Origin of the sequence: Acinetobacter sp. Leaf130 (assembly GCF_001423205.1) — a bacterium.
Taxonomy (GTDB): domain Bacteria; phylum Pseudomonadota; class Gammaproteobacteria; order Pseudomonadales; family Moraxellaceae; genus Acinetobacter; species Acinetobacter calcoaceticus.
On record NZ_LMOE01000001.1, the window covers coordinates 1447675 to 1465674 of the forward strand.

Consider the following 18000-nt stretch of genomic DNA (forward strand, 5'->3'; position numbering starts at 1 on the left):
AGCAAATGTGGTATTTCGCATGGATCCTTGGCATTTTGATGGCATGTTTTGCAGGTGTACTCAGTGCACTTTATATCGAGCACCATCAAAACTTAGATGAGGAATAAATCATGGCAAAAGCAATGACAGCATCAAATCATCGAAAAGTTCAAGCATTCGCAATGGCCCTTTCATTTCTGTTGGCATTGCCTCTTGCTACAATTTTGCTGGTTTACCCTTCACTCATGTTAGATGCTAACGGACACTACAATCATAGTCAGCTCATGTTGGTGATGATCGGTATTTCTGGTGGTTTCATTTATGGAGTGGGTTTTGTACCAAACTTCTGGTTATGGAAATGGCTATTTAGCCCATGGGTGGCTTGGCCTCTCATGCTTTTAGGCTATTACATCTGGTTTCTAACCTAAACAAAAAAGACCTCATTTGAGGTCTTTTTTCATTTCAATTAATTTAATAGGTACCATTGGTACCCCTACATTTGCTTCAACCGGATATGGCTGTTCATTACCCGTTTTCACATATCCACGTCGTTCATAATAAGCAATCAACTCTGAACGTACATCTAGCACATACATTACGGCATTGACCAAACAAGGAACTTCTTTCAATGCATATTGCTCCGCATATTTTAAAACAGAGCGACCCACTCTCATATTTTGAACATGAGGATCTGTACAGAACGTCCCAACCTCAACCTGATTGTTTTCAAATGTAAGTCCAATGCATGCAACAATTTTGGAAGAGTTACTTTCACCTACCAATAATGTCGAATTCGAAAGTTGTAGCTGTTCTTCTAATTGGTGCTCTGTAATACGTTGCCCTTTTACAAACTCAAGCTCAGTTGTCCAACTTCTGCCTTGTTGTTCTCGATAAGACGTATTAATTAAATCTACAAGCTGTGGAATATCAGCGAATTGAGCTAAACGGAAATTTAAATTAGTCATAAAATATAATACTTAGGCTATTTATAAAAATTCTAAAAATAAAGCCGATATTAAATCGGCTTTATTTTAAATAGCAATTGATTAATTTGATTGTTCAGCTAACCAAGCCATAAATTTTTGACGCTCAGCTTTAGAAGCTTTCTGCCAAGTTTCAACTAAACGTTGATCATTCGTTTGTGCTACACCAGTTACTGGCATAGATGTTGGAGCTGGTACAACAACTTGAGCAGAAGTAGGTTTAGCCGATGCATACACTGCTTCAGGCTGTGGTTTAGATGATTTAGTCGTAAAGTCAGTTACTTTACCCAACAAGCCAGTTGCAAACCATGGTTTTGCTTCATTGTTTGCGCCCGTTTGTTTCACAATTAATTCATTATTTGCACTGTACAAAGCAACTGTTGGTTGTTCAGCATATTTTTTCGCATTTTCAAAGTCCTTAGGGACATCTACCATCGAAAGCTTGTAAGTTTTCCCATCTTGCAATGCAGGTGTTTGAATTGTGACTACACCAGATTTAACAATGTCATGCTCGCCATTTAAATGTTCAAAATATTCTTGATATCGTACGCTTAAGCTGGTTTCACCCGCATCGACTTTATAGTTATTTTTAGATGAACGAAATAACCCAGAATTGACTTCTTGACCATTTACCGCAAGGATTACAATTTCCTCTGGTGCTGTAATTGTAACTGCTGAAAATACTGAACCACTGAGTAATAAACCAATTGCAGCAACACCTAATCTTAAAGTCATCTGTTTCTTTCTCTGTATTTGATAAGCTATTAAATCATGAGCAATATGCAATATGATTGTGACTATTTTATGACAGTGCAGTTATTGGCTAATTTTCAGATTTATTATTTTTAATAATATATAATTGAATTTCATCAATTTCCGTTTTATTTAGTTATTGCATTAATTCTCAAAACGTAAAAAAAAGAGCACCTAAATAGGTGCTCTTTTTAACTTTCAATTAGTTGAAAGTTTTGAAACGATCAGCATCATTAATAAATGCTTTTTCGCCTGCTGGTGCTTCAACTGAACCAAATACTAATTGAGCACGTAATTTCCAAGTTGCAGGCACATCAAATGCTTCAGCTGCTTCGGCATCAACAATCGGGTTATAGTGCTGCAAAGATGCTCCTAAACCAAGCTCTGAAAGCGCAGTCCAAGTTGCAAATTGAGCAATCGCGCTTGAATGTTCAGACCATACTGGGAAGTTATCTGCATATAATTCGAATTGCTCTTGTAAATTTTTAACAACAGCTTGGTCTTCATAAAATAAAACCGTACCAGCACCCGCTACAAAGCTATCAATTTTTGTGTTTGTACCAGCAAAAGCTTCTGCAGGAACAATTTTACGTAATGCTTCACGAACTAAATTCCAGAATTTAGCATGAGATTCACCATATAATGTCACCACACGTGAAGATTGCGAGTTAAAAGCTGAAGGGCTATGTTTAACCGCCTCACGAATTGTCTCTTCAATTTTAGTGCGATCTAATGCAACATTTTTACCAATTGCATAAATAGTACGACGGTTTTTAATTTTATCTAAGAAAGTAGACATTTTGTTATTTCCTACCTATTTGATTGACCATGGGCCGTTGTTTGGGAATGAATACAGTGTATTGAACTCATTTTTTATAATCAGCATTAAAAATATGACAGTTCGTTTTATTTTCGCAACAATAAAAAAAGATATAGATATAAAAAAGCTTCACCATTTAGTGAAGCTTTTTATTGCCGACAACCAATTATTTATCAGTTTCAAACAGTGCAGCGACAAATGATTTAGCCGAGAATGGTCTTAAATCATCAATTTTTTCACCAACGCCAATGAAACGAATTGGCACATGGGTACGGCTTGCAATATTAAAGAGCACGCCCCCTTTCGCGGTTCCATCTAACTTGGTAATTGTAATACCAGTTAAACCCACCGTCTGGTCAAACTCTTGCACTTGGTTAATCGCGTTTTGCCCTGTACCCGCATCTACGACTAACATAATTTCATGAGGTGCAGTCGCATCAATTTTTTGCATAACGCGCTTAACTTTTTTAAGTTCTTCCATCAAGTTGCTTTTATTATGTAAACGACCTGCTGTATCTGCGATTAATACATCAATTCCCTTAGCACGAGCACTCTCAAAGGCATCAAAAATAACAGAGGCACTATCTGCTCCATGACCTTGAGCTACAACAGCGATATCGTTACGTTCACCCCAGATCTGTAATTGCTCTGTCGCTGCGGCACGGAATGTATCACCAGCAGCCAACATCACTTTTTTACCTTCACCTTGCAAACGTTTCGCTAATTTACCAATAGTTGTGGTTTTACCAACACCATTTACCCCAACCATTAAAATCACATAGGGTGATTTGTTAGGGTCAATGTGCAAAGGCTTAACACGTGGAGCCAACAAAGCAACCAACTCTTCTTGCAAAGCTTTATAAAGAGAGTGGGAATAGATCAAATCACCACGAGCAGTTCGCTCTGTTAAATTGGTAATGATCGTTTTAGTTGCCTCAACACCAATGTCTGCAACTAATAATTGCTCTTCGACTTCTTCGAGTAATTCATCGTCAATTTCCTTTCCACCGATCAGGATATTGACCATTCCATCAGCGAAATTACGACGAGTTTTGGTTAAACCTTCTTTCATCCGGCCAAAAAAACCAGATTTTGGTTGTTCAACCGCTGTTTCTGTTGAAGCCGATTCAACTTTGGCTACTTCAATGTTTTCTTGTGATTTAACAGGAGATTCAACGATGGGAACATCGATAGCAGGTAAATTAGGTAATGTGACATCGTCATCACCGATCTCAGCATCTATCAAGAATTTATTTTGCATATTCGATTGTTGCTCCATGCGGATTCCTTGAAAAACAGCGCGTTTAAAAAGAGAAAGTTTAGCATAAATTCAAAATTTTGCCTGCCACAATAGTGCTCAAAAAGCTTTGGAAACCAAGATTTAGCCTGATTAACCCAATTACTGAGTATCTTCCTGAGCGAGTGCTGGATATTGCTTAATATGAGCACCCTCAAATTGGTAAGCATGCATTAACTTTAAATACTCAGCTCGATGAATTTCTGACTGAGCTATAAGCAACTCAGCCATGTCTTGAGTTCTTGGATAAGTCGCCTGATGAGAAAGTTGTACAATTCGTTGATATTGATCCGGACTAATAGGCCGAAGTAATGCTAAATATGACAGCACAAAAATACAGCCAATGACAATAACCACAAACAGGTTAAAACATTGATCAACTTTTAACTCAGACTTTAATTTAAGAAAATTTTGTTTGAATATGAGCATGACCTACCTCGAATTAGTGTAGTGTAGGGTTCAATGCACATAAGCACAAGATCAAACATCCAGTAAGGTTAATAATCGTACCTTACTGGATAGTATGCTTAACTTATTAGTGAACGAATGACGGAAAAGTATAAAATTGCCGCAATAATAACCAAGACTAAAAACATGGCAAAAATACTTAACCCTTCTTCTGCATCTGCTGGATGCAACTCGTCTTCATCGGCAATTTTTCGAAGCTCCCCATCATAAACTTGATAAAACCAGTTTTTTTGGGTCGGTTCCAAATGTCCTGCAAAATCAAATACCCTTTTGCGCTGTGCAAGACAGTAATCCCCTAAATGGATTTCCTGATGAAAGATAGCTTCATCTAATAATTTACGGTGATAATGGGCCAGTTCTATGATTTGTTCCTCTTTAGGCGGAGTATCAAAAACAAAGCCATCGATTGTATTTGTCATATTTTATTCTCCTTGTCTTTTATTCTCATATTGATTTTAATCAAAATTATTTGTGAATAATGTTTAATCATGTATCCTAATAGTGAACTAAGCGATATGCACTAATAGTTGACAAATCCATCAATTTGTAATATTAGTTTAATAATTCTAAGTTAAATTAATTTAAAGGCAGTGGCCTTTAGAAAAAAGTAATCATAATTACAATAAGGAGTTTTCTATGATTCAACGTATCTCTCATCATGATTTAGAACATGTATATGCAACTGCAGTAAACACAATTCATTCTCAAATGAACTTTCAAGATGCAGTTACACAGTTAGAAGAAGTTGCTCGCGCTGGGCACGGTAAAGCTGCTCTATTCTTAGCAGAATTGTATTATCAAGGTTTCCGTGTTGAACGTGACTCACTTAAAGCACAATATTGGCAAAAGTTAGCCACAATGCAAGCATAAAGAAACGTCACTTAGGTGGCGTTTTTTTATGTCTGTAAAAATTCGATATAAATATAATTCACTACGCACTTCGTTTGTCTTGCGCCAACCAAAGCTATAATCGCTTTGTCTGGCTCAGGTGGCCTTTTCTTTAGCTGTGAATATTTGTTTACGATTTGATACCTGTTTAAACTGAAATGTCATCTATTTTTTCTATAATAAGCAAGATAAGTTAAGAACCATTAAATTGACAATGAATAGTTTAAGCAATCTACAACCGGTTTCAAAAGACTTGATGATTAAAATTTATATTTTAAGAACCATGATGTACTGCGGAGTTCTTTGGGGATTATTTCATCAAGGTTGGGCAATTAAATCAGATCAGGAAGATTTTATTTTTCCATTCTGGCTCAATGGATTGCAAGCTCACCGCTACGCCAAAGAACATTGGCCACATTACAAACCAAGAAGAATTACCCCCAAAGATTTTCATGAATCTTTATTACCAACATTAACCCGACTCAACGTTACACCAGCTTTGTTTAATTCTTCTCACAGGAAGTTGAAATTATCTACTCAGCAAATGCATCATTTCTTTTTTAAACATCCGAACTGGCAAGAAGCCTAAAGTTTTCTTTAGGTTCTTAACCACTATATAGAATGCTTTTTGAACGCTTGAGTGTAAAACTTGTATTTGAATGACTATCAAGTCTTTGCATTTTTATAAAATCAAGCTAATTTAAAACAAAATGATAAAACACGGGATAGAAGAAATGACAATCGTTGCACAAGTAATCAAAAACAAATCAGAGCAAGATATTTTTACAATTTCTCCAGAAGCCACTGTCCTTGAAGCCATTAAAATCATGGCTGATAAAGGAATTGGTGCATTAGTTGTAGCTGAAGGTGAAAAAGTTGTCGGAATTTTATCTGAACGTGACTACACGCGAAAAGTGACGCTTATGGAACGTTCTTCATATAGCACTACAGTCGCTGAAATTATGACGTCTAAAGTACTTACTGTAAGTCTAAACAACACAGTTGAAGAGTGTTTACAGTTAATGACAGATCGCCACTTACGTCATTTACCAGTATTGGACAATGAAAAATTAGTTGGTTTTATCTCTATCGGTGACTTGGTAAAAGCAGCAATGGAAGATCAGAAAAACTTAATTGAACAGTTAAAGCAGTATATCTCTGGGTAATGCTTTGAAATAAAAAATGGGCACATTAAGTGCCCATTTTTTATACTAAAACTTAAATATAGCTATTAATCAAAGTAACTAAACGCTCTAACAAGTCATCGGCCTGCACTTGAGTCATATTAATAGGCGGTAATAGACGAACTACCGAACCTGCTGTAACGTTGATAATAAGCTTATGTTGATCACGAGCAATAGCAACCAGTTCAGCACAGTCTTTAGGTAATTGAATACCAATCATCATACCAAAACCACGCACTTGAACATTCTTGTCAGCTAACTTTGAACGAAGTTGATCAACGATATAGCGTCCTACTACCGCCGCATTTTCTACAGCATTCTCTTTTTGAATTGTATCAATGACTGTATAAACCACACGAGAACCTAGTACAGTGCCACCATAGGTAGAACCATGACTACCAGGTCCCAACAAACCAACAGCTTTACCTTGTGTCATTACAGCACCTACAGGGAAGCCATTTCCGAGTCCTTTCGCAGTCGTTAGGACATCAGGCACAATGTTTGTGTGCTGATATGCAAAATATTTACCAGTACGCCCATTACCTGTTTGAATTTCATCTAGCATCATAAGCCAGTTATGCTGATTACAAATATTGCGAACTTCCTCAAGATAGCTAAAGCCTTGAGGAGCGGTATTAATACCACCCTCACCTTGAATTGGCTCAATCAAAATTGCAACAATATCTGGATGCTGCAAAGCCGCTTCCTGAATTGCTTCCACGTCACCAAATGGCACACGAATAAAATCATTCACCAAGGGAGCAAATCCATCTTGTACTTTTTTATTACCCGTTGCTGAAAGTGTTGCCAAAGTACGACCATGAAATGATTGTTCTGCCACAATAATCTTTGGCAAACGTACACCTTGTTGGGTACCAAATTTACGAGCAATCTTAATTGCACCTTCATTTGACTCAGCACCACTGTTTGAAAAGAAGATCTCTTCCATGCCAGAAACCTCAGCAAGCTTCTGAGCAGCAGCAGTTTGCCAAGGGATTTCAAATAAATTACTTGTGTGCACAAGTGTTGCAGCTTGTTCAGCAATTGCTTCTGCAATGACTGGATGTGCATGACCCAAACCACATACAGCAATACCAGTTAAAGCATCTAGATATTCTGTACCATCTTCAGTATATAGATATGCCCCTCGGCCTCGTACAAAACTGATCGCTTGGCGACCATAAGTAGCCATTAAGTGTGATGGTTGATCAGGTTGTATTGGAGCTAGGGTAATATCAGTCATAACGAACTCTGTCTGTATGAGATTTTAAGAAGGGTTTATATAAGCAAAAACTGGCTCTGATGAAAAGTCTCATCAATCATTTATCTAAAATTTCGTCCGCTTTTCACTATCACTTCGGTTTATACAATAAAATATTGAAGATTCAATGCAACTTTAAGTAATCAGGTGGTTTGCAAAGCGATGTAAACACCCCCTATAATGCTGCTAGATTAGTTGAGGATCTATTTATGACTGAACAAGCACGTGATACTGAAGCGTTAATCCGCGATCAAATTGCGAAGCATCCCGTTTTACTTTACATGAAAGGCACTCCACAGTTTCCACAATGTGGTTTCTCTGCACGTGCTGTAGAGGCGCTCAGTCAAATTGGTCGTCCATTTGCATATGTAAATATTTTGGAAAATCCTGATATTCGTGCAATCTTACCAGCAATTGCGAATTGGCCTACATTCCCGCAACTTTGGGTAAATGGCGAACTTATTGGTGGTAGCGATATCATGCTTGAAATGTTCCAAAATGGTGAATTAAAACCATTAGTTGAACAATATAGCGCAGCACCAGAAGCGTAAATAATAAAAAAGCCAATCAATAGATTGGCTTTTTTATGCTCTCAACTTTAAAAATCGCTCACTCCCACATAGCGGAATAAACCCTCCACACCTAAATCAGATTTTAAAACAATCAGATTCTCATAAGGTGTCGTAGTTAAAGCTTCAAAAATATTCATATTTGGATCTTCGTGTAACTCATCCACACTCTGATTCATGCACTCTTCAAATCGATCTGCAACAAACTCGAATCCTAAATCCATAGCAATAAATAAAGTATGTTCACATGGCTGAACGTATTGTTCTTGTGCCCAGTCAATTATCGCTTGTTTGCAAAATGGGCACTCAATATTCGTAGAGGCATCGTTAAGTTCTATCAATTGATAAAGCATTAGATTTGAAAAGTAGAGAAAAATTATAGTGTAGAAGAAATTGATTAATAGTTCTATAGACAATCCCTAAATCCAATTAAAACACACACATAAGAATTACAACGTAATTACAATATAATTTCAAATCCATCTCCAGCAATTAGATAATGAATTTATCTCCTGCTTACAAAAAATTTAGTATAAGAATTATCGTTGCAAAAATAATGATGTAAAATCATGGTTGTTGCAGAAATAGGATATTTTAATGCTCACTGATCTTGATGATTTTTATTGTTTTGCTCTCGTTGTTGAGCATGGTGGCTTTAGTGCTGCTGAGCGTGTAACGGATATACCAAAATCAAAATTAAGTCGTCGTGTGTACAGCTTAGAAGAAAACTTAGGTGTTCGCTTAATCCAACGTAGCTCTCGACATTTTGCCGTTACAGATATTGGAATGGATATTTATAGACATGCTCAAGTCATGATGAATGCTGCACAAGCTGCTCATGATTTGGTTGATCATTTAAGTATTCAACCTAGAGGTGTGGTGAAGGTTAGTGTGCCTGTTGATATTGCTCAAAATCAACTTCCTAAAATCCTACCTGCTTTCTTAAAAAAATATCCAGAAATTCGTTTGCAACTTATGGTCAGTAACCGTCGAGTGGATGTCATTAATGAAGGGATTGATATCGCTTTACGTGTTCGCTCAAAACTAGATGACGATCCGAGTTTAGTTCTTAGACAGTTTGCCCTTATAGAACAAAGTTTATTCGCGAGTCAGGCATATTTAAATGAGTTCGGGGATATAAAAAACCCAGAGCAGCTCAGTGAACACCGCATTTTAAGTTTATCTGAAGAACATCTTGATCAACAATTCATGTTGCATGGACCTGACAATCAACAAAAGAAAGTCAAAGTCAGCCCGATTGTAATGGGCACAAACATACACATGTTGGCTCAATTGGCTAGTCAGAACTGTGGTATCGCATTATTGCCAGAGAGTGCAGCAGAAGATTTCCTGAAGTCTGGGCAACTTCTACAGATATTGCCAGATTGGAAAGCGCCGCATGGAATATTACATGCTGTATATCCATCACGCCGAGGATTACTACCTGCTGTTCGAGTATTCATTGACTATTTAGTCGAACATCTTTCTGAGCGTTAAAATAAAAAAGTTCGATAAATTATCGAACTTTTTTTATATTTTTTTAAATTGCAGGATAATTTCCCACGCCTTCGGGCCATGGTGTTAATAGTTCAAAGCCAGCATCTGTTACTGCAACCATATGTTCCCATTGAGCAGATAACGAAAGATCTTGAGTAATGACTGTCCATCCATCATTTAACTCTTTCACTTGCGGCCTACCTGCATTCACCATAGGCTCAATGGTAAAGACCATTCCTTTCTTTAAAACCAAACCTTGCCCACGCTGCCCATAGTGCAAAACATTGGGTTGTTCATGATAGACCTTACCAATCCCATGTCCACAGTACTCTCGAACAATACTATAGCCTTCTCGGTGAGCAACCGATTGAATAGCATAACCAATATCACCCAATGTAGCTCCTGGCTTAACTGTATGAATACCAGCAACCATCGCTTCATATGTTGTATCAACAAGTTTTTTTGCTTGTGGGTTTACATTACCCACAAAATACATGCGGCTCGTATCACCAAAATAACCATCTTTAATTATTGCGACATCAATATTAATAATATCGCCATCTTTTAAGATTTTATTCGGCGATGGTATTCCATGGCAAACAACTTCATTGACTGAAGTACATATCGTTTTTGTAAAACCGTGATATCCCACATTAGCAGGAATAACTTTTAAATTATTTACAATATAGTCATTACAGAGGTTATCTAAATATTCAGTAGATACGCCTGGTTTAATATAGGCCTCTATCATTTCTAAAACTTGCGCAGCCAAGCATCCAGAAATTCTTAATTTTTCCAGATCTTGTTCAGTTTTAATGGTAACAGTAGAAGCTCTCATTCAATTCTATCCTCGCAGACAAGAAACATGCCCGTCCCTACAAAACCTAAGGTAATTCAAAATATTTTAGGATGAATATAAGTCAGACCAAAAGCCTAAAATGCTCAAATATCCAGCATTCACAGTAAAAATTTATCTTTTTATTCTTACATATTTTTTATAAAAAGTCAGAACTTAAAAAGAAGTTCTTTTGCCCTTTTAATGCCTTTTCAAGCACATACTTTAACCAAACAATCGCGTATAACACCATATATCGTTTTAACCACCCGAAAAAAAGCTTTTTCACATAAATTAGCGCTTGAACATGATTACTTTTGCTCTAAAATTCCTTCTTTTTTATTCACTTTTAATTTATGCAACATCTTCGCACTGGAGATATTATTGCCTTAGGTTTTATGACCTTTGCCCTTTTTATTGGTGCTGGCAATATTATCTTTCCTCCCATCGTCGCTCAACAAGCTGGTGAACATGTCTGGTTAGCTGCTCTAGGCTTTTTGATTACGGCTGTCGGCTTACCTGTAATTACCATTATGGCACTCTCTCGCATGCAGGGATCCATTGAAATTATTAGTTCTCCCTTAGGTCGAGTAGCAAGCCTGATTTTAACTGTTGTTTGTTATTTATCAGTCGGACCTCTATTTGCTACCCCACGTACAGCTACTGTTTCTTATGAAATTGGTTTTTCCTCTTATTTTGGAACCTCAAGTAGCAGTCTTCTAATCTATAGTGCAATCTATTTTTCATTTGTAACTGTAGTTTCACTCTATCCAAACAAGCTTTTGGATACAGTAGGACATGTACTTGCCCCGCTAAAAATTATTGCTTTAGCAATTTTAGGCATTGCAGCAGTAATGATTCCTGCGGGTTACGTACCTGCTCCGATTAACCATTACGTCACATCTCCAGTTTCAGAGGGTTTCGTAAACGGTTATCTCACAATGGATACCTTAGGTGCACTTGTATTTGGTATCGTTATTATTCAAGCGATTTACTCTCGCGGTGTAACTGATAAAAAGTTAGTCACCAAATATGCAATTATTGCCAGTCTCATTTCAGGTGTTGGTCTTACTTTAGTTTATTTAAGCTTATTTAAATTAGGTTTAGGTAGTCATGAAGTAGCACCAAATGCAGCAAATGGTGCAGTAATTTTACATGCATATGTACAGCATGCTTTTGGAAATATGGGTTCATTATTCTTAACTGGACTAATCTTTTTAGCATGTATGGTTACAGCAATTGGCTTAACTTGTGCGTGTGGTGAGTACTTTGCTCAGTTAACGAAATTACCATATAAGCTTTTAGTATTTATTTTAGTTGGTTTCTCTTTCATTATTTCGAACCTAGGCTTAACTAAACTAATTGCTATATCAGTACCTGTCTTAAGTGCAATCTATCCACCTGCAATTGTGGTGATTATGCTGAGCTTCTTTTGGAAATTTTGGCACAAACCTTCTTTTATTGTCGGTTCAGTAACGAGTGTTGCTTTAATTTTCGGTATTATTGATGGTCTTAAAGTGGCAGGTTTCAGTAATTATTTACCTGAATTTCTTCAACATTTACCATTAAATGAACAGAACCTAGCTTGGTTGATCCCATCTTTAGTTGTTCTTGTAATTACCGTAATTATCGACAAAGTTAAATTCAAAAACATTTAATCTAGCGGCTTTTTTGAAATCGAGTTTTATCCAAACATGATTTTATATATTGAATAGAATGCTGTGTTTACCCAACCAGCATTTTATTTCCACCCTAGCTTTTAATGACAAATCAACAATAGATATAATTAATTTTTACTGTAAAATTACACTAAAATAATTTTTAGCTTACTCAGGAAAGAAGAGCAACAATGAAAACTAAATATTACTTAACATTAGCAGATGCAGAGTTTTTAATGGAAGAAGCTCAAAAATATGCAATTGAACATAACTTTAAAGTCAGCATTGCGATTGTTGATGAAACAAGCTCTCTATTACTCATGAAACGTTTAGATGGCGCCTCTCCTTTAAGTTCACATCTATGCTTAGAAAAAGCAAAATGCTCTTCAATATCAGGTAGACCCTCAAAGTTTTACGAAGAACTTCTGCAAAGTGGACGTCTTGGTTTTTTAAGTATGCCCAGCGCTCAAGGGATGCTAGAAGGTGGAAAACCGATTATTTATGAAGGTGAAATTTTAGGTGCTATTGGTGTATCAGGTGTTCAATCTTTTGAAGATGCAGAAATTGCTCAACACGCAATTGACACATTTTTTAAAAAGCAAAATGGCTAAAATAAAATGATAGGAAAGAGAAATTATTATACTTTTCACTTAAATAATCTCTCTTTCCTAAAAGAATAAGTATTTCATACAAAAATATCTAATATTTACTTTTTTAATACCTTAAGCTTTTATAAATATAGAGTTTTTTATAAAACTGCTCAAAAAAATTGCTATTCGCTATTGAATTGTATGAAAAATAGAAGTACAACATTAAACTTAAAACAAATTCTTGACTAAAACATTAGGTTTTAGTACCACCACAAGGAGGGATGGAGATGTTATCATTACATTTCAACAAACAAGTCTTCATTAACACTCTGAACAGCAAAGATTCAGTTGTGTATGGAGTAACGCCGCTTGCTCTTATGCTGACTTTACTGTTTCAAGGTATGATCAAAGGAAATTTAAAACCCGAATACTTTATGTATGCGATGGTTGTTTCTTTCATATTTTGTCTGTGGGCCTTTGTCGATCATAAGATGCGAAAATTAGCTAAACGACGTCTTAGTCAGCAATAATTGTAAGATTAAAAAAATGGATGAGCGATCATCCATTTTTATATACCTAAAAATAAAAAAATTGTTCCCATCACTAAAATAGCTGTAGCTAATAATTCAGCAATAATCAATGCGACCATCATTAAAGACATTAACCATGAGGGTAGGTTAAAACGACCTAACCGATGGGGTTGTTTAAATTGATTTGTCGTGTCCTGTAAGTACCCATGTACAATATAAACTAAAATTGAAAACCCAAAAAATAAGAGATTTGCTAACACACACCACAAAGTAATATTTTCGCTTAAAACAGTAAAATAACTTAGCACAGCAAGAATTAAGCTAGCAGCTGCGTAAAGTAAGCTACTTCGATGAGCAATATCCACATAATAATGTGCATGACTCAATTCCGAGCGGCGTATTTGCCAATATTTCCATACCCCTGTTAACATTCCTATCCATAAAAATATGCCACTAAAAACAATCGCTAACTGTACAGCTTTTGGTAAATCCATCTTTTTCCCAATTATTCGTTTTATTAAAATTTAATGAGCTGTATAGCATAAATCCTGACTTTATAGTCACATTTTAATCAAGTATCATTTTGGAACTCATGTAAATTAAAGTCATCAACAAGCTAATCATTACTTAATATTATGGATAACACTTTTGAATCATTTTGGATGACCTGCAAAGATGGCTATCAACTTGCTGCACAATTTTATCCAGCTCAATCAAAAAAGTCGGCCAATCCTGTTTTGATTTGCCCAGCCACTGGTATTACCAAAAATTTTTATCATGCTTTTGCTACATGGTTAAGCCAACAAGGTTATGAAGTATTAAGTTTTGATTTCCGTGGAATTGGAGACTCATTGCATGGACCTTTAAAGCAAAGTGAAGCAAGTATTAATGATTGGGGAACGCTTGATATTCCTTGTGCAATTGATGCTTTATTAGAAAAAACACAAGCAGAACAAGTTACTCTTCTTGGCCATAGTGCTGGTGGGCAACTGTTAGGAATTGTGCCTAATTTTCGCAAAGTAGCAAAAGTTGTTGCGATAGCAGGTTCTACTGGCAACGTAAAAGGTCTTAAAGGTAAAACCAAGTTTCTGGCACCTGTCATGTTTAAGGTTATCTTTCCAATTTCTAGTACTTTAAAAGGTTATGGCGCTACTCAATTTATTGGGATGGGTGAAAACTTGCCTAAAAAAGTTGCTCAACAATGGAGAGAGTTTTGTAGCAACCCAGGCTATGTAAAAAATGCCATAGGTAAAACTGTCTTTCAGGATTTTCATACTGAAATTATTTGCCCGATTACTTCGATTTGGGCAAGTGACGATGAAATTGCCACTCAACATAACGTTGAAGAATTATTAAATTTATATCCTAATGCATCTACTAAAATGCTAGAGCTCAATCCTCTAAAACTCGGATATAAATCAATCGGACACATGCTAATGTTTAAAAAATCACATCAAAAGATCTGGCCTCTTTTAGAGCAAGAAATTCAATACTAATTTTCAATTCATCATTTACTTTTTGCCTCTATACCAGTAATCCGGTTTAGAGGTTTTTTTTATTATTAAAACGCCCTTCTCTTTTATAAAATAATCTTATTAAATTTATAGTTATCACTAGATAAGTAAAATATATTCAACATTCACTTCTTTGTATTAAAAACGAGCATTTTTTACGTAAATACGTCGATATAGCTTTAAAGTTCTGCTATGGTAATTTATCTGAAGCTGTTGTTTAAAAACGGTTAAACTAACCTATTTTAATACAAACAGCTTCTTTTTTTCTGTTTTAGCTAAAGCCAAAGAAATTGTTCAAGGATAATTATGCTAGCACTAGAGCCTCAACATATTCATATGAATCAACATGCTGTTGATAAACAACATGCATTACAGTGTCTAGTAGATATATTAGTGAAAGATGGGTTGGTTACTCCTGACTATATAACAGGACTTATCAACCGTGAACAGCAAAGTGCGACCTATTTAGGTCAGGGAATTGCAATCCCCCATGGGACTCCTCAATCACGAGAATTTATTTTAAAAACTGGTATTCGTTTAGCCCATTTTCCAGAAGGAATAATATGGGATGGGGAAAATACGATTTATTTGGCTGTTGTTATTGCAGCAAAATCTGATGAACATTTACAAGTATTACAAATATTAACTAGAGCGTTAATGCACGATGTAAGTGAACAAGTAAAAAATGCATCACAACCTGAACAAATTATTGAACTATTACAAGCTCAACCATTATCTTTAACACTGCATGAAAATTTAATTCAAACTGAAATTGAAGCTCAAGATATTGAAGATTTGTTTTGGACAGCAACTCAAGTACTAAAAAAACAGAATTTCGTAAAATGTGGGTTTTTAAGTTCTTTAGCTCCAGAGCAAGTCATTCAGTTGCAAGACCAGATCTGGTCTGTTTCTAGTAATCAGTTTGTTCAACAACCAGCTATTAGCATTGTAAAACCACGTCATCCTTTAGATGTAAACGGGCAGAAACTAAATACTTTAGTCTGTGTTGCTGCAAATGATCAGTTAGATAGCCAAAGATTTAATCGGCTGATTGATATTTTATTTAATCCAGAACAAGTTGCACAATTAGATCAAACCCAAGCACCAAATGAAATTGCTAAAATTATTGGTGCGGAAGTGATTCCCGATTGGCCAAACCGTTCAGTTGTATTGGCCAATGCACATGGATTACATGCCAGACCCGCAACTCATTTAGTGAACTTAACAAAAACTTTTCAAGGCGATATTCAAGTCGCAGTAGATGAAGGTAGTTTTGTTTCAGCTAAGAGTTTGACTCGCTTATTGGCTTTAGGATGTAAACGCGGCCAAACTTTACGTTTCATTGCTGAACCAGGAACAGATGCAGTAGAAGCCTTAGATAAAGTGATTTTGGCAGTACAACAAGGCTTAGGCGAAGAAATTGAACCGCTACTCTCTTCAGATAGCAAAGAAGACCAAACACCTCAAACTGTAACATCATTACCGAAAACATTGAGTACAAATACAGGTATTCCGGCTTCTAGTGGTTTAGCTTTTGGCCCAGTGCATGTCATTAAACCTAAAGTTTATCAATATGAACGTATGGGTTTAAGTGTTAAAGCTGAGAAAGAGAAACTTGATATTGCTCTTCATGCAGTTAAAAACAATATTCACCAAGTTATTGCGAAATCTGAAGCTTCTGAAATTAAGCAAATATTCCAAGCACATTTGGAAATGCTTGATGACCCCGATCTCATTAATGGTGTTTATCAAAAGATTAACTTAAACCTTTCTGCCCCTGCTGCTTGGCATGAACATATTGAAGCAGCAGCTAAAGAGCAAGCGGCTTTACCAGACCGTTTACTGGCTGAGCGTGCTACAGACTTACGTGATATTGGTGATCGGGTTTTAGCTCAACTCTGTGGTGAAGTTATCATCGAAGAACCTAAAGAGCCTTATATCCTAATTATGTATGATGTGGGACCAAGTGATGTGGCTCGCCTCAATAAAGATCGTGTTGCTGGTATTTTAACAGCTGTTGGCGGTGCTAGTGCCCATAGTGCTATTGTTGCGCGTGCTTTAGGTATTCCTGCCATTGTTGGTGCTGGTGATCAAGTATTAGATATTGAGCAGAAAAGCTCTCTTCTAATTAATGGAGACACGGGAGCTTTTGTTTTAGATCCAACTACTCAACAAATCGAACACGCAAAACAGGAACGTGAGTTTCAACAAAAAATTCGTGAAGAGGCTGAACGCCACTGCCAAGAACCTGCGATTACTCTAGATCAACACCAAATCGAAATTGCAGCCAATTTAGGAAAAGTTCAAGCTACAGCCCACGCAGTAGAATGTGGCGCGGAAGCAATTGGCCTACTTAGAACAGAGCTTGTTTTTATGGCTCATAGCAGCGCCCCAAATGAGGCAGCCCAAGAAGCAGATTATCGGGTTGTCTTAGATGCACTTGCTGGTCGTCCTCTCGTAGTACGCACTTTAGATGTAGGAGGTGATAAACCTCTGCCTTACCTACCGATTGCAGAAGAAGAAAACCCGTTTTTAGGACTAAGAGGCATTCGCTTAACCTTAAGACGGCCAGAGCTATTGCGTCAACAGCTTACTGCTTTGCTTAAAGCCGCAGATGATCGTCCTTTACGAATCATGTTCCCAATGATTGGCCGTGTAGAGGAATGGCGTGCAGCTAAAGCAATTCTTGATGAAGTAAAAGCTGCATATACATGTGCGAACTTACAAGTTGGTATTATGATAGAAGTTCCTTCTGCTGCATTACTTGCACCTATCCTTGCGCAAGAAGTAGACTTTTTCAGTATTGGAACAAATGACTTAACTCAATATACCTTAGCCATTGACCGTGGTCATCCTATCCTCTCTGCTGAAGCAGATGGTCTTCATCCAAGTATTTTGCAATTGATTGATCAAACAGTAAAAGCTGCACACAAACATGGCAAATGGGTAGGAATATGCGGTGAACTAGCAGCTGATCCAAAAGCTGTACCTATTCTTATGGGATTAGGTGTAGATGAACTCAGTATGTCACCGAATAGTATTGCCTTGGTAAAAGCACAGATTCGTACACTAAACTACAGCCAAGCTCAAATACTTGCACAGCGTGCACTTGAATGTGATAGCGCCCCTGCTGTACGTCAGTTATCCGAACAAGAACTGTAAAGATTAGGAATG

At 36.6% G+C, this 18000-nt stretch carries 22 protein-coding genes; 12 read left to right on the forward strand and 10 right to left on the reverse strand.

The annotated features are described in order from the left end of the window. Positions 1-5 precede the first annotated feature (5 nt). Both cydX and ASF86_RS06285 read left to right on the forward strand, forming a co-directional pair. The gene (cydX, locus tag ASF86_RS06280; protein ID WP_000270276.1) at positions 6-107 is read left to right on the forward strand and encodes a cytochrome bd-I oxidase subunit CydX; all 102 of its coding nucleotides are present in this window, start codon (positions 6-8) and stop codon (positions 105-107) included. Continuing rightward, positions 108-407: a cyd operon YbgE family protein gene (locus tag ASF86_RS06285; RefSeq protein WP_081407567.1), complete on the forward strand. Its 300-nt coding sequence runs from the start codon at positions 108-110 to the stop codon at positions 405-407. Between the two features lie 12 nt (positions 408-419). Here the strand turns inward: ASF86_RS06285 and ASF86_RS06290 are convergent, their stop codons facing one another. From ASF86_RS06290 to ASF86_RS06315, 6 genes are all read right to left on the reverse strand, one after another. After that, a complete protein-coding gene (locus ASF86_RS06290; RefSeq protein WP_056480548.1) occupies positions 420-944 on the reverse strand; it encodes a GNAT family N-acetyltransferase in 525 nt (174 codons plus the stop codon). Between the two features lie 81 nt (positions 945-1025). After that, positions 1026-1697 carry a DUF2057 domain-containing protein gene (locus ASF86_RS06295; protein ID WP_056480552.1) on the reverse strand — a complete coding sequence of 224 codons (672 nt, stop codon included), beginning with the start codon at positions 1695-1697 and terminating at the stop codon, positions 1026-1028. A gap of 220 nt (positions 1698-1917) precedes the next feature. Beyond that, the gene (locus ASF86_RS06300) at positions 1918-2514 is read right to left on the reverse strand and encodes a nitroreductase family protein (protein WP_004643073.1); all 597 of its coding nucleotides are present in this window, start codon (positions 2512-2514) and stop codon (positions 1918-1920) included. Positions 2515-2701: 187 nt separating this feature from the next. Then, a complete protein-coding gene (gene ftsY / locus ASF86_RS06305; protein ID WP_005040068.1) occupies positions 2702-3814 on the reverse strand; it encodes a signal recognition particle-docking protein FtsY in 1113 nt (370 codons plus the stop codon). Between the two features lie 120 nt (positions 3815-3934). After that, a complete protein-coding gene (locus ASF86_RS06310; protein WP_004643075.1) occupies positions 3935-4261 on the reverse strand; it encodes a hypothetical protein in 327 nt (108 codons plus the stop codon). Positions 4262-4359: 98 nt separating this feature from the next. Then, on the reverse strand, positions 4360-4719 hold the full coding sequence (locus tag ASF86_RS06315; RefSeq protein WP_005046658.1) for a hypothetical protein: 360 nt from the start codon (positions 4717-4719) through the stop codon (positions 4360-4362). 217 nt (positions 4720-4936) lie between these two features. On the opposite strand from ASF86_RS06315, the gene ASF86_RS06320 reads away from it, so the two are divergent. The 3 genes from ASF86_RS06320 to ASF86_RS06330 all read left to right on the forward strand — a co-directional run bounded on the left by ASF86_RS06320 (position 4937) and on the right by ASF86_RS06330 (position 6354). Then, entirely contained in the window at positions 4937-5170 is a 234-nt protein-coding gene (locus ASF86_RS06320; protein WP_003652111.1) for a hypothetical protein, read from the forward strand. Between the two features lie 232 nt (positions 5171-5402). Continuing rightward, positions 5403-5777, forward strand: coding sequence for a DUF2750 domain-containing protein (locus tag ASF86_RS06325; protein ID WP_056480557.1), 375 nt, complete (start codon positions 5403-5405; stop codon positions 5775-5777). A gap of 145 nt (positions 5778-5922) precedes the next feature. Continuing rightward, the gene (locus ASF86_RS06330; protein WP_004791938.1) at positions 5923-6354 is read left to right on the forward strand and encodes a CBS domain-containing protein; all 432 of its coding nucleotides are present in this window, start codon (positions 5923-5925) and stop codon (positions 6352-6354) included. A 52-nt stretch (positions 6355-6406) separates the two neighbouring features. Here the strand turns inward: ASF86_RS06330 and ASF86_RS06335 are convergent, their stop codons facing one another. Continuing rightward, positions 6407-7615, reverse strand: a complete 1209-nt coding sequence (locus ASF86_RS06335) for an aspartate aminotransferase family protein (protein ID WP_056480558.1) — start codon at positions 7613-7615, stop codon at positions 6407-6409. A 227-nt stretch (positions 7616-7842) separates the two neighbouring features. On the opposite strand from ASF86_RS06335, the gene grxD reads away from it, so the two are divergent. Beyond that, positions 7843-8184: a Grx4 family monothiol glutaredoxin gene (gene grxD / locus ASF86_RS06340; RefSeq protein WP_004643080.1), complete on the forward strand. Its 342-nt coding sequence runs from the start codon at positions 7843-7845 to the stop codon at positions 8182-8184. A gap of 47 nt (positions 8185-8231) precedes the next feature. Here grxD and ASF86_RS06345 read toward each other — a convergent pair whose 3' ends face one another. Next, complete coding sequence (locus ASF86_RS06345; RefSeq protein WP_056480559.1) at positions 8232-8555, reverse strand: hypothetical protein; 324 nt, start codon at positions 8553-8555, stop codon at positions 8232-8234. A gap of 244 nt (positions 8556-8799) precedes the next feature. Between ASF86_RS06345 and ASF86_RS06350 the strand changes: the two genes are divergently transcribed. Further along, positions 8800-9699 (forward strand): LysR family transcriptional regulator, encoded by a 900-nt coding sequence (locus tag ASF86_RS06350; RefSeq protein WP_017392244.1) that lies wholly within the window; start codon positions 8800-8802, stop codon positions 9697-9699. A 43-nt stretch (positions 9700-9742) separates the two neighbouring features. On the opposite strand, the gene map is transcribed toward ASF86_RS06350, so the two are convergent. Then, positions 9743-10537: a type I methionyl aminopeptidase gene (gene map, locus ASF86_RS06355; RefSeq protein ID WP_056480562.1), complete on the reverse strand. Its 795-nt coding sequence runs from the start codon at positions 10535-10537 to the stop codon at positions 9743-9745. Between the two features lie 353 nt (positions 10538-10890). Between map and brnQ the strand changes: the two genes are divergently transcribed. The 3 genes from brnQ to ASF86_RS06370 all read left to right on the forward strand — a co-directional run bounded on the left by brnQ (position 10891) and on the right by ASF86_RS06370 (position 13312). Further along, a complete protein-coding gene (brnQ, locus tag ASF86_RS06360) occupies positions 10891-12192 on the forward strand; it encodes a branched-chain amino acid transport system II carrier protein (protein WP_056480564.1) in 1302 nt (433 codons plus the stop codon). A gap of 191 nt (positions 12193-12383) precedes the next feature. Next, entirely contained in the window at positions 12384-12803 is a 420-nt protein-coding gene (locus ASF86_RS06365) for a GlcG/HbpS family heme-binding protein (protein ID WP_056480568.1), read from the forward strand. Between the two features lie 266 nt (positions 12804-13069). Further along, positions 13070-13312, forward strand: coding sequence for a hypothetical protein (locus tag ASF86_RS06370; RefSeq protein ID WP_004643085.1), 243 nt, complete (start codon positions 13070-13072; stop codon positions 13310-13312). Positions 13313-13350: 38 nt separating this feature from the next. Here the strand turns inward: ASF86_RS06370 and ASF86_RS06375 are convergent, their stop codons facing one another. Then, positions 13351-13806, reverse strand: a complete 456-nt coding sequence (locus tag ASF86_RS06375; protein ID WP_056480570.1) for a hypothetical protein — start codon at positions 13804-13806, stop codon at positions 13351-13353. 141 nt (positions 13807-13947) lie between these two features. On the opposite strand from ASF86_RS06375, the gene ASF86_RS06380 reads away from it, so the two are divergent. Then, on the forward strand, positions 13948-14808 hold the full coding sequence (locus tag ASF86_RS06380; RefSeq protein WP_056480573.1) for an alpha/beta fold hydrolase: 861 nt from the start codon (positions 13948-13950) through the stop codon (positions 14806-14808). 324 nt (positions 14809-15132) lie between these two features. After that, a complete protein-coding gene (ptsP, locus tag ASF86_RS06385; protein ID WP_056480576.1) occupies positions 15133-17988 on the forward strand; it encodes a phosphoenolpyruvate--protein phosphotransferase in 2856 nt (951 codons plus the stop codon). Positions 17989-18000 lie beyond the last annotated feature (12 nt).